The sequence below is a fragment of the Bradyrhizobium sp. CCBAU 51765 genome, from assembly GCF_015291725.1.
GTDB classification, from domain to species: domain Bacteria; phylum Pseudomonadota; class Alphaproteobacteria; order Rhizobiales; family Xanthobacteraceae; genus Bradyrhizobium; species Bradyrhizobium liaoningense.
Genome location: NZ_CP030038.1, coordinates 8,057,650 through 8,071,039 on the forward strand (window position 1 = coordinate 8,057,650; position 13,390 = coordinate 8,071,039).

The following is a 13,390-nucleotide window of genomic DNA, read 5'->3' on the forward strand; positions in this document are numbered from 1 at the left end:
ACAATCAGTGACAGTCATTCCGGGGCGGCTCGCAGAGCCGAACCCGGAATCTCGAGGTTCCGGGTTCGATGCTTTGCATCGCCCCGGAACGACGGCGATCCTACTCCACCGCGCGCTTGGCGGCTTTCTCGAACTTCTTCATCACGCGGTCGCGCTTGAGCTTCGACAGGTAGTCGACGAACAGCACGCCGTTGAGATGGTCGATCTCGTGCTGGATGCAGGTGGCGAAGAGGCCTTCGGCGTCCTCCTCGTGCACCTTGCCGTCGAGATCGGTGAAGCGCACGCGCACCTTGGCCGGGCGCTCGACCTCCTCGTAATATTCGGGGATCGACAGGCAGCCTTCCTCGTAAACCGACAGTTCCTCGGACGAGGCGATGATCTCGGGATTGATGAAGACGCGTGGGAGCGGTTTGGTCTCGCCGTTCTCGTCGCGCTTGGCGAGGTCCATGGTGATCAGCCGCAAGGGCTGCGCGACCTGGATCGCCGCGAGGCCAATGCCGGGCGCGTCGTACATGGTCTCGAACATGTCGTCGGCAAGCTTGCGGATCTCCGACGTGACCTTCTCGATCGGCTTGGAGACCAGGCGCAGCTGCTTGTCCGGCAGGATGATGATTTCTCGTAGGGCCATGGCGGCGATTTAAGCCGCGCGCCGGATGCGGTCAATGCGGCCAGGAACCCCGTTAACCCTCCGCTAACCATAAAACTTCAGGTTTCGTTAACCGTAAAAATTAACGGAGCATTCACCATAAATGTTCGCTATTCGTTCGTGTACCCCGGCGAATCGGCTAGAAGAGTCGGCATGAACGACATCATCTTCATGCTCGGCGAGTGGCCGGTGCGCGTCGTGGACGCGCTGATCGGCTTTGGCGCCCTGGTTCTCGTCCTGCTGGTGGTGATTGCGGTCGTGATCGCGCGATCCGGGCGGCGCGGCGCGGAACTCGCCATGGCCAACGCCATCCGGGCCGACGAACTCGAGGAACGTCTGAGCGAGGTGCTGCGGGCGCAGAGCGAGTCGTCGGGCCGGGTCGATGCCATGACCCAGGCGCTGGCCGGCCGTCAGGCCGAGATGGCGCGGGCGGTGAACGAGCGGCTGGATTCGGTGACCCACCGCGTCGGCCAGTCCATGGAACACTCCACCCGCAACACCATGGAGAGCCTGCGCGCCCTGCACGAGCGGCTCGGCATCATCGACAGCGCCCACAAGAACCTCACCGACCTCACCACCCAGGTGACCACCTTGCGCGACGTGCTCGCCAACAAGCAGTCGCGCGGCGCCTTCGGCCAGGCGCGGATGGAGGCGATCGTCCAGGACGGGCTGCCGAAGGGTGCCTACGAGTTCCAGTTCACGCTCTCCACCGGCAAGCGCCCGGACTGTGTCGTGTTCCTGCCCGATCAGCGCCCGCTTTGCATCGACGCGAAATTCCCGCTGGAAGCGATGACGGCGCTGCACGACGCCCGGACCGACGAGGAGCGGCGAGTCGCCACGCAGCGACTGCGCGGCGACGTGATGAAGCATGTCAGCGACATCGCAGAAAAATACCTCGTCGCCGGCGAGACCCAGGAGATGGCGCTGATGTTCGTGCCGTCGGAATCCGTCTACGCCGAGATCCATGACGGGTTCGATGACGTGATCCAGAAGGCCTATCGCGCTCGCGTCGTGCTGGTGTCGCCCTCGCTGCTGATGCTCGCGATCCAGGTGATGCAGCAGATCATGAAGGACGCGCGCATGCGCGATGCCGCCGACCAGATCCGCACCGAAGTGATCAAGCTCGGCGACGATCTCGGCCGCCTGCGCGATCGCGTGCTGAAGCTGCAAAAGCATTTTGCCGACGTGAACGAGGACGTCCGCCAGGTGCTGATCTCCGCCGACAAGATCGAGAAGCGCGCGGGACGAATCGAGGAGCTCGATTTCAGCAAGACCGATGCGCCGGAGGCTCCGCGGCTGGTTGCGACAGCCGCGCCGGAGCTGTTCCCGCGGAAGCTCCAGGCGGGGGAGTAGGACACACTGTCATGCCCCGCGAAGGCGGGGGATCCAGTATTCTGCAGCTCGTGTGATTGAGCCGAGACGCCGCGGAGTACTGGATCGTCCGCCTTCGCGGACGATGACATCGAGAGGGTGGAGAGAGCATCCGCCCCACTGAGCTCGCAAGAGTCTTTTCCCCCAGAATCTGCTAACACCCTGCCATGACTGCACCCGACGCGACCTCCTCCGCCGACGCCCCCGCGCCTGCGCCCTCCTGGCGCGACGGCCTTGCCGTTTACCTGCAGCCGCGGGTGCTGATCGTGCTGTTCCTCGGCTTTTCCTCGGGGCTTCCGCTGGCGCTGTCGGGCTCGACGCTGCTGGTATGGATGGCCGAGGCGGGGGTCGATCTCGGAACGATTGGGCTCTTTGCACTGGTTGGAACGCCGTACACGCTCAAGTTCCTGTGGGCGCCGCTGGTCGATGCGCTGCATGTGCCGTTCTTCACGCGCGCCTTCGGCCGCCGGCGTGGGTGGCTGGTGTTTTCGCAGCTGCTGCTGATCGGCGCGATCCTGCTGTTGGCGCTGACCGATCCGGCGCGCTCGCCGCTGTTCGTCGCGCTTGGTGCGCTCCTGGTCGCGACGATGTCCTCGACGCAGGACATCGTCGTCGATGCATTCCGCGTCGAGAGCCTGCCCGAAAGCGAGCAGGCGGCCGGCATGGCCGCCTATGTCGCGGCCTATCGCATCGGCATGCTGGTATCGACAGCGGGCGCCTTGTTCATCGTCACCGGCTTCGAGGCGATCGTCCCGCGTGGCGCCGCCTGGATGTGGGGCTATGTGGTGATGGCGGCTCTGGTGCTGATCGGCACGGTGACGGCGCTGGCCGCCACAGAGCCCGCACAATCCAAGCGCGCCGAGGCTGCGACGCAGAACGAGGACGCGCTCATGCGGGTGTTCCATGCCGCGATGGGCGCGTTCTCGGAATTCATGCGACGCAAGGAAGCATGGGTCGTGCTCGCCTTCGTCGTGCTGTTCAAGTTCACCGACGCGTTCTCCGGCAACATGACCGTGCCGTTCGTGATCGACATCGGCTTCACGCGGAACGACTACGCGGTGATCGTGAAGGGCGTCGGCATCGCAGCGACCCTGGCCGGAGGGTTTGCCGGCGGCTTCGTGGCACGGCGCTATTCGCTCGCAACGAGCCTGTGGATCGGCGGCATCGTACAGGCAATCTCAAACCTGTCGTTCTCGTGGCTGGCACTCGTCGGCGTCAATGAGTGGGCGCTGACCCTCGCAATCACCTCCGACAACTTCTGCAACGCCATCGGCACCGTGATCTTCGTCGCCTATCTCTCCGCGCTGTGCCAGAACCCGTTGCACACCGCGACCCAATATGCGCTGCTGACGGCGCTCGCCGCCGTGGGACGCACCTATCTGTCGTCGGGTGCGGGCTATCTGGCGAAGGCGACGGGCTGGCCGATGTTCTTCGCAATCTCCGTGCTCGTCGCCATCCCGAGCCTGATACTGCTGGCGTATTTGCAGAGGCGCGGGCATTTCGAGACGCTGGAGCCGGCGCGGGTGTGAGCTGACGCTCTCGCCATCGTCATTGCGAGCGAAGCGAAGCAATCCAGACTGTCACCGCAGGGGCTGTCTGGATCGCTTCGTCGCGAGGGCTCCTCGCAATGGCGGCCGCGCAGACGCCCTTACTGCTTCTTGATCAGGCTCCACTTCGTGATCACGGCCTCGCTCATCTGGCCGGCATCGCTGGCGCAGGCGATCTCGTCGACCTTCACGGAGATTTCCTTGCCGACGAACGATTTCAGCTGCGTGGTCTGCGCTTCGCTGGAGGTGACGAGCTGGAAGGTCTCCGGGCCGGTCTCGAGATTGCACAGCCCGTTCGGCGGCGGCAGGCGCCGCGGCTCGGAGGTGATCTGGTAGGTCGCGACGCGCTTGCCGTTCTTGACGTCGCGGACCTTCATCGCGTTCAGCTCGCCTGAGAGCACGTCGCCGGTGTTGATCGGCTTGCCGGGCTTGGACGGCGGCGGCATCTCGTCGCCCTGCTGCGCGGACATGGCCGGGGTCACCAGCATCATCATCATCGCGACCAAAGCCGATCGTGTGGCGAAAAGTTTCGTCATGTCGTCCGTTCCGTGAAGTCTGGATGGCTAGAACAGGGTGCGCTGCCGCATCGCAGCCGATAGCGTACCTTCATCGAGATAATCAAGCTCGCCGCCGACAGGAACACCATGGGCGAGCCGCGTCACCTTCACATTGGCGTCCTGAAGCAGGTCGGTGATGTAGTGCGCCGTGGTCTGGCCGTCGACAGTCGCATTCAGCGCCAGGATGATCTCGTGCACCTGCGGATCGTGCGCGCGTGCCACCAGCGAATCGATGGTGAGATCCTGCGGACCGACGCCGTCGAGCGGCGACAACGTCGCGCCCAGCACGTGATAGCGCCCCTGGGTGGCATTGGCCCGCTCCAGCGCCCAGAGGTCGGCGACATCGGCGACGACGACGATGATGGAGGGATCGCGCTTCGGATCGGTACAGACCGTGCAGGGATTTTGCGTGTCGATGTTGCCGCAGGTCTTGCAGACCTGGACCTTGTCCAGCGCGACCTGGAGGGCGGAAGACAGCGGCATCATCAGCGCTTCGCGCTTCTTGATCAGATGCAGCGCGGCGCGCCGCGCCGAGCGCGGACCGAGGCCCGGCAGCCGCGCGAGCAGCTGGACCAGCCGCTCGATCTCAGGACCCGCGACAGCGCCCATATTACTGGCCGAACAACCCCGGCGGCAGGCCGAGCCCGCCCGTGAGGGCCTGCATCTTCTCCTGCATGGCGGTCTCGGCCTTGCGGCGGGCATCGCTGAGCGCGGTGACGAGCAGGTCTTCCAGCACCTCGCGCTCTTCCGCCTTCATCAGCGAGGGATCGATCTTGATGCCCTTCACGTCCATCTTCGCGGTCATGCGCACGGCGACGAGGCCGCCGCCGGAGATGCCTTCGACCTCGACGTTGGCGAGTTGCTCCTGCATCTCCTGCATCTTGGATTGCAGCTGCGCCGCCTGCTTCATCATGCCGAGAAAATCAGCCATGGGTTGCGTGTCCTTGAAAGATTGGCTCAGAGATCGTCGCCATCGGAACCGTCAGGCGGATCGTCACTGCCATAGTCGGCGTTAATATTGGTTTCCGGCGCCTCGGGGGCAAGCCTGCGGACCTCGACGACCTTTGCTCCGGGGAAGCGCGACAGCACCTCCTGGACGCGCGGATCGGCTTCCGCGGTACGGGCATGCTCCTGCTTGGCCGCCTGATTCACCGAGCGCAGCGTCGGTTGGCCCTGCTCGTTGGAGACGATCACAGTCCAGCGCCGGCCGGTCCACAGCTCGAACTTCTTCGCAAGCTCCGAGATCATGGTCTTGGAAGCGTTGGGCTCGAGCGCGACTTCCAGCCGGCCCTCCTCGAAGCGGACGAGGCGCATGTCGCCTTCGAGCGCGCTCTTGGTCATGATGTCGCGCTTCTGCCCGGCGAGCGCGACGAGCTGGGTGAAGCTGGTGACGCGCAGCTGCGGTGCCGCGGCTTGCGGATCCGGCGCGGGTGCCGCCATCTGCGGCCGGGCCGCGCCACCGCCGAACGAAGAGGGCGAGGCGGTCGGCATGCGAACAGGCGCTGCGGACGCAACCGGCGCGGAAGGCGCGCTGCGTGCCGCACTGCCGCCGCTCACGACTGGGGAGCCGCCGCCGTTCTGCTCCAGCATCCTGATCGCTTCGTCCGGCGTCGGCAGATCGGCGACATAGGCAATGCGGACCAGAACCATTTCCGCCGCGGCTGCGGGGCGCGTTGCGGCCTGCACCTCGGTGATGCCCTTGAGCAGCATCTGCCACATCCGCGACAGCACGCGCATCGAGATCTTCGCGGCGAAGTCCCGCGCCCGAACCCGCTCGGTCTCGCCATAGGCGACGTTGTCGGCGGTCGCCGGCACGATCTTCACGCGGGTGACGAAATTGACGAATTCGGCGAGGTCCGAGAGCACGACGATGGGATCGGCGCCGACGTCGTATTGCTCGCGGAACTCCTTGAATGCCGTGGCGATGTCGCCGCGCACCAGCGAATCGAAGAGGTCGATGACGCGGGTGCGGTCGGCGAGCCCCAGCATCTGCCTGACCGCGTCGGCCTTCACCTGGCCGGCCGCATGGGCGATCGCCTGGTCGAGCAGCGACAGCGAATCACGCACGGAGCCTTCGGCGGCGCGCGCGATGATGCCGAGCGCCTCCGGCTCGATCTCGACATTCTCCTTGGCTGCAATGTTGGCGAGGTGCTTCATCAGCACGTCGGCCTCGACCCGGCGCAGGTCGAAGCGCTGGCAGCGCGACAACACGGTGACCGGGACCTTGCGGATCTCCGTCGTCGCGAACACGAACTTGGCGTGCTCCGGCGGCTCCTCCAGCGTCTTCAGGAAGGCGTTGAACGCCGCTGTCGACAGCATATGAACTTCGTCGATGATGTAGACCTTGTAGCGGGCGCTGGCGGGGGCATAGCGCACGCTGTCATTGATCTGTCGGACGTCGTCGACGCCGGTGTGCGAGGCGGCGTCCATCTCCAGCACGTCCATGTGCCGGCTTTCCATGATCGCCTGGCAGTGCACGCCCAGGGTCGGCATGTGGATGGTCGGGCCCTTCACCGAACCATCAGGCATCTCGTAGTTGAGCGCGCGGGCGAGGATGCGCGCCGTGGTGGTCTTGCCGACACCGCGGACGCCGGTGAGGATCCAGGCCTGCGGAATGCGCCCGGTCTCGAACGCATTGGAGACGGTGCGGACCACCGCCTCCTGGCCGATCAGATCGTCAAAAGAGGAAGGGCGGTATTTGCGCGCCAGGACCCGGTAGGGCGCGTTGCCGGCGCTGTCGGGATTGGGAGGGGCGCCAGCGTCGGTCATCGGTCGATCCGCAATGAAATGTCTCTTGGCCGGCTCTTGCGGAAAGGAGCGCGCTGGCGGGACGACCGCCGGCGCAATTCGCTCGAAAAAACAGGTAGGAGACTGACGAGCGACCCGATCCGGACCTCGTTAGGGCTGCTTCCTTCCGGACCTGACCCGGTTGGCGAGTGGCTCGTCCACCGCCAATCTCCCGGTCCCTATTTGGGGCCAAAGGGAGCGGAAAGCAAGCGGGTATCGGATTGAACCAGATCGAGTTTGCCCAGTATCCGGGCAATTCCCGGCCTGCCTAGCCGACAGGCTGTGCTTTCACCGTGCGGACCACCTTGCTAAGAACGCCTGCCCGGAACTCCATCCAACCAGAAAAGCGATTGGTCCCAATGGTTACACGTCGTGATGTTGCATCGATTGTCGGATTGGGCGCGGTGACAGCGGCCGCGCTGGCTTCGCCGGCCGTGGCCCAGACAGCCGATCCGACCGAATCGACCTTCGCCCGCATCCGCCGGACCAAGAAGGTGCGGATCGGCGCGGTCGGCGGCGGCGCGCCCTATTACATGAAGGACCTCGCCTCCGGCCAGTGGAAGGGCTTCTACATCGACATCGCCAAGGGCCTCGCCGACGACATGGAGGCCGAGCTCGAGATCACCGAGACCACTTGGGGCAATTCGGTGCTCGACCTGCAGGCCAACAAGATCGACATCTTCTTCGGCCTCAATCCGACCCCGAAGCGCGCGCTGGTGGTGGACTTCTCGGTGCCGGTCTTCAACAACGCGTTCGCCATCCTCTGCAAGAAGGACTTCAAGCCGAAGAGCTGGGCGGAATTGAACTCGCCCGACATCAAGATCGCGGTCGACCAGGGCTCCTCGCACGACCAGGTGGTCAGCCGCCTGACGCCAAAGGCGCAGATCACGCGGCTGAAGACCGCCGACGACGCCACCGCCGCGCTGCAGACCGGCCGCGTCGACGCGCAGTGCCTGATCACCATGCTGTCGCTGACCGTGCTGAAGAAGAACCCCTCGCTCGGCCAGCTCGTGCTGCCGACGCCGATCTTCGCCACCACGTCCAATGCCGGCTTCCGCCGCGAGGCCGACAAGACCTGGCGCGACTACGTCAACACCTGGATCGACTTCAACAAGGGCCTCGGATTCATCCGCAACGCGATCATCACCAACATGGAGCTGGTGGGCGTGACCGAGGCGGACATTCCGCCGGGCGTGTCGCTGTAAGAGCGCCCGACGCATCCACACCGTCATGGCCGGGCTTGTCCCGGCCATCCACGTCTTACCCGCGGCACCAAGAACGTGGATGCCCGGGACAAGCCCCGGGCATGACGAGTTTCCGAGCTGACATCGGGTACGAGTAAAGCACGCATGTATCAGTGGGACTTCGGCATCCTCTGGAGCTATCGCTGGCTCTTTCTCAACGGGCTCGGCGTCACCGTCGGCTTCACCATCGTCATCGTCGTATGCGGATTGCTGTTCGGCCTGTTGGGAGCGTTCGGCAGCCTGTCGCGCTTCAAGGCGTTGCGCCTTCTCGCCCTCACCTTCATCGAGGCGTTCCGCTGCACGCCGATCCTGGTGCAGCTGATCTGGTTCTATTACGCGCTACCGATCCTCGCCGGTGTGGAGATGACGCCGATTACCGCCTCGGCGCTGGCGCTGGCGCTCTATGGCGGCTCGTTCTATTCGGAGATCATCCGCGGCGGCATCGTCTCGATCGACAAGGGCCAGTCGGAAGCCGGCGCCGCACTCGGCATGACTCCGAGCCAGAGCATGCGGCGCATCGTGCTGCCGCAGGCGATCAAGCGCATGATTCCGGCGCTGATGAACCAGTCGATCATCCAGTTCAAGAACACCTCGCTGGTCTCGGTGCTGGCGGTCCCCGATCTCGTCTATCAGAGCCAGGTCGCGGCCCATGACAGCTACCGGCCGCTGGAAACCTACACCGCGGTTGCGGTCGCCTATGCCGCGATCCTGATTCCGCTCACCATCCTTGTTCGCCGCGGCGAGAAGCGACTGGCGGTCGGCGAATGAGCGAGACGTCCAAAATCGAGATCCGGGCTCTGCGCAAGCGCTTCGGCAGCAACGAGGTCCTCAAGAACATCAATCTCGACGTCGCCAAGGGCGGCGTCGTGGCGCTGATCGGCCCGTCGGGTTCCGGCAAGTCGACGCTGCTCCGCTGCATCAATCTGCTGGTCGTGCCCGACGGCGGCAGCGTTCGTGTCGGCGATACGAGGTTTGCGTTCGGTGATGGTACGAAGCTTCCTGATACGAAGACTCTGGCAAAATTTCGCGCCACCACCGGCATGGTGTTCCAGCACTTCAACCTGTTTCCGCACATGACGACGCTGCAGAACGTCATGGAGGGGCCGGTCACGGTGCGGCGCATGGCCAAGGCCGACGCCGAGAGGCTCGCGCGGGCGCAGCTGGCCAAGGTCGGCCTCGCCGAAAAGGCAGATCAATATCCGCTGACGCTGTCCGGCGGCCAGAAGCAGCGCGTCGCCATCGCGCGGGCGCTCGCCATGGAGCCAGATGTCATGCTGTTCGACGAGGCGACCTCGGCGCTCGACCCTGAATTGGTCGGCGAGGTGCTCAACGTGATCCAGCAACTGGCGTCCGAAGGCATGACCATGGTGATCGTGACCCACGAGATTGCGTTCGCCCGCGAGGTCGCCGACCGCCTCGTCTTCATGCGCGATGGTATCGTCGTCGAGGAAGGCCCGGCGCGGCAGGTGATCGATAATCCCCAGGAGGCCGCGACACGTGCCTTCCTCAGCCATTTCCACCGCACCGGCGCGCTGCCGCCGGCAAATACAGTATCGTGATGTCCGAAATCAATCGCGTCTATCTCGTCACCGGCGCCGCCAGCGGCATCGGTCGCGCCACTGCAAAACTGCTCGCCGCGCCCGGCATCGGGCTTGTGCTGCACACGCGTTCCAACGCAGAAGGCCTGGACGCCGCCGCGGCGGAAGCCGAAGCCAAAGGTGCCGTCGTCGCAAAATGCCTCGGCGATCTCGCCGAGGAAGCGGCCGTCACCGACGCCATCACCGCCGCGCAAACAGCCTTTGGCCGCCTCGACGGATTGGTCCTCGTCGGTGGCCATGCCCGCCGCGGCAGCGCGATCGGCACGCCGGCGGACCAGTTTCGCCAAGCGATGGATGAATCGGCGGTGGCATTCACGCGGATGGTCGAGGCCGCGCTTCAGCTGCTGCGCGCGGGACGTGACGCGCGGATCGTTGCAGTCTCCTCCTTCGTGGCACATGCGATCCGCCCCGAATTCGCGCCGTTTGCGGCCACGGCTGCGAGCCGCTCGGCGCTGGAAGCCCTGGTGCGGCTGACCGCAGTCGAACTCGCCAGCGACGGCATCACCGTCAATGCGGTGGCGCCCGGCCTCATCGTCAAGGACAAGCCCAGCGAGAGCCGGCTCTCGCCCGAGCAGATCGCTGCCACCGAGGCGTTGATCCCGATGCGCCGGCGCGGGCGGCCGGAGGAAGTCGCCGAGATCATCGCGTTCCTCGCATCCCCCAAAGCATCCTACGTCACCGGCCAGGTCTGGCACGTCAATGGAGGCCTGACATGACCGAAGCAACGATCGAGCGCCTCAGGCTGTTCCTGATCGAAAGCCCGATCAAGATGGCGCGCCTGCAGGGCGTCGGCAACGTCAAGGGTACGGTGAAGCGCGTCCTGATCGAGCTGACGTCGAGCGACGGCGTGGTCGGCTGGGGCGAGGCCGCGCCGTGGGAGGTGTTCACCGGCACGCCCGAGGCGGCGTTCTCGGCGATCGACATCTATCTGCGACCCATCGTGCTCGGCAAACCCGTGCGCCGCATCCGCGCGCTGATGGCCGAGCTGGACCGCGCGCTGGTCGGCCATGCCGAAGCCAAGGTCGCGATCGAAATGGCGCTGCTCGACATCGTGGGCAAGTCGTCGGGACTTTCGGTTGCCGACCTGCTCGGCGGCCGGGTGCGCGACACGATCCCGCTTTCCTTCTCGATTGCCGATCCCGATTTCGCCGCCGATCTCGAGCGCATGCGAACGATGATTCCGGACGGCAACGTCATCTACAAGGTCAAGACCGGCGTGAAGCCGCATCGCGAGGACCTCGCGCATCTCGAGGCGATCCGGAATGAATTCGGCGACAGGGTCGATCTGCGCGTCGACTACAACCAGGCGCTGGCGCCGTTCGGCGCCATCAAGATCCTGCGCGACGTCGAAGAGTTCGCGCCAACCTTCATCGAGCAGCCGGTGCCGCGCAAATATCTCGACGTGATGGCTCAGCTCACCGCGGCGCTGGAAACGCCAGTGCTGGCCGACGAGAGCTGCTTCGACCGTCGCGACATGATGGAGGTGGTGCGCCGCGAGGCGGCCGACGCCATCTCGATCAAGCTGATGAAGGCTGGCGGCCTGTTCGAGGCACAGGCCATCATGGCGATCGCCGACATCGCCGGCCTGCCCGGCTATGGCGGCACGCTGTGGGAGGGCGGCATCGGGCTTGCCGCTGGCACGCAGCTGATCGCGGCAACGCCCGGCATCTCGCTCGGCTGCGAATTCTACATGCCGCATCACGTGCTGACCGAGGACGTGCTGGAAGAGCGCGTTGCGAACCGAGCCGGCCACGTCGTGGTCCCCGACGGCCCGGGCCTCGGCATCCGCGTCAGCGAGGCCTCGATCCGTGCCAATGCCCGAGTGCTGGCGGAGGCGTGAGGGGCCGCCGGCACCGCCAGAAACTCGGTCGTCGTCCCGGGCAAGCGTTAGCGCAGACCCGGGATCCACAACCACAGGATTGAGTTTGGCGAAGATTCGGAGTTGCCAGCTCGCGCAATATCCACTCCCTGTGGTTATAGGTCCCGGATCTGCGTGCGCTCGGGCGCGCTTGTCCGGGACGACGAGCGTGTATGCAGTTGCCATCCTTCCCCTATCGGAATCGCTATCGTATGGTCGGGCCAAACAAGCCCGCTCCCATCGGGCCATCCGGAAACGCATATGCCCGAACCCGCCTGGTCGCTGCACTCCCGCCTGAAAGAGGACACCATCGACATCGGCGATCTGCCGCTGTCGAAAGTGCTGGTCATCAAGGACGCGCATTATCCCTGGCTGCTGCTGGTGCCGCGACGGGCCGACGCGGTCGAGATCATCGATCTCGACGAGGTGCAGCAGGCGCAGCTGATGACCGAGATCTCCCGTGTCTCGCGCGCGCTGAAGGAGATCACCAGATGCGACAAGCTCAACATCGCCGCGCTCGGCAACCTCGTGCCGCAGCTTCACGTCCACATCATCGCGCGCCGGACCAGTGACGCGGCCTGGCCGCGGCCGGTGTGGGGCGTGATGCAGCCGCTGGCGCACGACGCCACCGAGGTGCAGAATTTCATCAGCGCGCTCCGCCGCAAGATCTGGTTGGGTTGAAAGAACGAGAAATGTCAGCATTCGACGCGTTTCCGCTGGGACAGCCGGCCTTCGTCACCAACATCCTCGACCGCGCCGCGCATCTGCGCCGCGACGACGAGAAGCTGTTCGCGCTCGAGCAGAAGCCGTCATCGCGCGCCTATGTGGTCTATCGCGACTCGCTGCTGGTGAAGCGCGAGGGCGAGACGGTGCGCGCGCTGCTCTCGATCGACGAGGCGCTGAAGTGCGGCGCCAATCCCGGCACGATCTTCTTGGGCCTGCGCGATGGCGCTGCCGTGTTCGGGATGGGGATATCGCAGGCCGCCGCCGAGAAGCTGGTCGGCCGGGAGGACTACACCGTAACCGAGTTGCGCGGCATGGCGATGCAGGGGGCGCTTCCGCCACAGGAACTGTCGGCGATCGCGATGGCGAAGTCGATGGTGAGCTGGCATCAGCGCCACGGCTATTGCGCCAATTGCGGCACGCGGAGCGCGATGAAGGAAGGCGGCTGGAAGCGCGACTGCCCGGCCTGCAAGGCCGAGCATTTTCCGCGCACCGACCCCGTCGTGATCATGCTGGTGGCGTCCGGCGACAAATGCCTGCTCGGCCGTCAGAAGCAGTTTCCGCCCGGCATGTATTCCTGCCTCGCCGGCTTCGTTGAGGCGGCCGAGACCATCGAGGACGCGGTGCGCCGCGAAATCCTGGAAGAGTCGGGCATTCGCTGCACCGACGTGCAGTACTACATGACCCAGCCCTGGCCCTATCCGTCATCGCTGATGATCGGCTGCAGCGCACGGGCGCTGAACGAGGACATCGTCGTCGATCGCATGGAGCTGGAAGACGCGCGCTGGTTCACGCGCGAGGAGGCGGCCCTGATGCTGACGCGGACGCATCCCGACGGACTCGCCGGCCCGCATCCCTTCGCGATCGCTCACCATCTGCTCGGGCGCTGGGTGCACGACAAGAGCAGCACCTGAGCCGGGACCATCGATAGCCGGGATCGCGCCGCGCATTCTCCTCCATGGCGCCTTCACGCTCCGGCTTGCCGAGGGCGAGGGGGCACGCGAGGCGGTGCGGCCGCCGCAGCACTGAAATGCGCCCGCCATGGCAGCGGCCTTGCCG

The 13,390-nt window shown here is 65.4% G+C and carries 14 protein-coding genes and 1 other RNA gene; 9 read left to right on the forward strand and 6 right to left on the reverse strand.

Annotated features, from left to right (window positions below):
* Positions 1 to 100: 100 nt before the first annotated feature.
* Positions 101 to 628 carry a peptide deformylase gene (gene def, locus XH96_RS37380; protein WP_035669190.1) on the reverse strand — a complete coding sequence of 176 codons (528 nt, stop codon included), beginning with the start codon at positions 626 to 628 and terminating at the stop codon, positions 101 to 103.
* A gap of 171 nt (positions 629 to 799) precedes the next feature.
* Here def and XH96_RS37385 point away from each other — a divergent pair, with 171 nt between their 5' ends.
* On the forward strand, positions 800 to 1,999 hold the full coding sequence (locus XH96_RS37385) for a DNA recombination protein RmuC (protein ID WP_194390254.1): 1,200 nt from the start codon (positions 800 to 802) through the stop codon (positions 1,997 to 1,999).
* A 185-nt stretch (positions 2,000 to 2,184) separates the two neighbouring features.
* Positions 2,185 to 3,546, forward strand: a complete 1,362-nt coding sequence (locus tag XH96_RS37390; RefSeq protein WP_194390255.1) for an MFS transporter — start codon at positions 2,185 to 2,187, stop codon at positions 3,544 to 3,546.
* 119 nt (positions 3,547 to 3,665) lie between these two features.
* On the opposite strand, the gene XH96_RS37395 is transcribed toward XH96_RS37390, so the two are convergent.
* The 5 genes from XH96_RS37395 to ffs all read right to left on the reverse strand — a co-directional run bounded on the left by XH96_RS37395 (position 3,666) and on the right by ffs (position 7,081).
* Positions 3,666 to 4,100: a hypothetical protein gene (locus XH96_RS37395; protein ID WP_194390256.1), complete on the reverse strand. Its 435-nt coding sequence runs from the start codon at positions 4,098 to 4,100 to the stop codon at positions 3,666 to 3,668.
* Between the two features lie 27 nt (positions 4,101 to 4,127).
* Positions 4,128 to 4,730 carry a recombination mediator RecR gene (gene recR, locus XH96_RS37400; protein ID WP_194390257.1) on the reverse strand — a complete coding sequence of 201 codons (603 nt, stop codon included), beginning with the start codon at positions 4,728 to 4,730 and terminating at the stop codon, positions 4,128 to 4,130.
* Position 4,731: 1 nt separating this feature from the next.
* Positions 4,732 to 5,052 (reverse strand): YbaB/EbfC family nucleoid-associated protein, encoded by a 321-nt coding sequence (locus XH96_RS37405; RefSeq protein WP_028176358.1) that lies wholly within the window; start codon positions 5,050 to 5,052, stop codon positions 4,732 to 4,734.
* A gap of 26 nt (positions 5,053 to 5,078) precedes the next feature.
* Positions 5,079 to 6,890, reverse strand: a complete 1,812-nt coding sequence (locus XH96_RS37410; protein ID WP_194390258.1) for a DNA polymerase III subunit gamma/tau — start codon at positions 6,888 to 6,890, stop codon at positions 5,079 to 5,081.
* Between the two features lie 94 nt (positions 6,891 to 6,984).
* Positions 6,985 to 7,081: signal recognition particle sRNA small type (gene ffs / locus XH96_RS37415), an RNA gene on the reverse strand.
* A 186-nt stretch (positions 7,082 to 7,267) separates the two neighbouring features.
* Here ffs and XH96_RS37420 point away from each other — a divergent pair.
* The 7 genes from XH96_RS37420 to nudC all read left to right on the forward strand — a co-directional run bounded on the left by XH96_RS37420 (position 7,268) and on the right by nudC (position 13,245).
* Positions 7,268 to 8,113 carry a transporter substrate-binding domain-containing protein gene (locus XH96_RS37420; protein ID WP_194390259.1) on the forward strand — a complete coding sequence of 282 codons (846 nt, stop codon included), beginning with the start codon at positions 7,268 to 7,270 and terminating at the stop codon, positions 8,111 to 8,113.
* 144 nt (positions 8,114 to 8,257) lie between these two features.
* On the forward strand, positions 8,258 to 8,920 hold the full coding sequence (locus tag XH96_RS37425; RefSeq protein WP_194390260.1) for an amino acid ABC transporter permease: 663 nt from the start codon (positions 8,258 to 8,260) through the stop codon (positions 8,918 to 8,920).
* Positions 8,917 to 9,711, forward strand: a complete 795-nt coding sequence (locus tag XH96_RS37430; protein WP_194390261.1) for an amino acid ABC transporter ATP-binding protein — start codon at positions 8,917 to 8,919, stop codon at positions 9,709 to 9,711. The genes XH96_RS37425 and XH96_RS37430 overlap by 4 nt, the downstream gene beginning before the upstream one ends.
* Positions 9,711 to 10,466, forward strand: a complete 756-nt coding sequence (locus tag XH96_RS37435; protein WP_194390262.1) for an SDR family NAD(P)-dependent oxidoreductase — start codon at positions 9,711 to 9,713, stop codon at positions 10,464 to 10,466. Before XH96_RS37430 ends, XH96_RS37435 begins: the two co-directional genes overlap by 1 nt.
* Positions 10,463 to 11,590 carry a muconate cycloisomerase family protein gene (locus XH96_RS37440; protein WP_194390263.1) on the forward strand — a complete coding sequence of 376 codons (1,128 nt, stop codon included), beginning with the start codon at positions 10,463 to 10,465 and terminating at the stop codon, positions 11,588 to 11,590. The genes XH96_RS37435 and XH96_RS37440 overlap by 4 nt, the downstream gene beginning before the upstream one ends.
* Before the next feature lie 279 nt (positions 11,591 to 11,869).
* Positions 11,870 to 12,289, forward strand: coding sequence for an HIT domain-containing protein (locus XH96_RS37445; protein WP_194390264.1), 420 nt, complete (start codon positions 11,870 to 11,872; stop codon positions 12,287 to 12,289).
* Positions 12,290 to 12,300: 11 nt separating this feature from the next.
* Positions 12,301 to 13,245 carry an NAD(+) diphosphatase gene (gene nudC, locus XH96_RS37450; RefSeq protein ID WP_194390265.1) on the forward strand — a complete coding sequence of 315 codons (945 nt, stop codon included), beginning with the start codon at positions 12,301 to 12,303 and terminating at the stop codon, positions 13,243 to 13,245.
* Positions 13,246 to 13,390 lie beyond the last annotated feature (145 nt).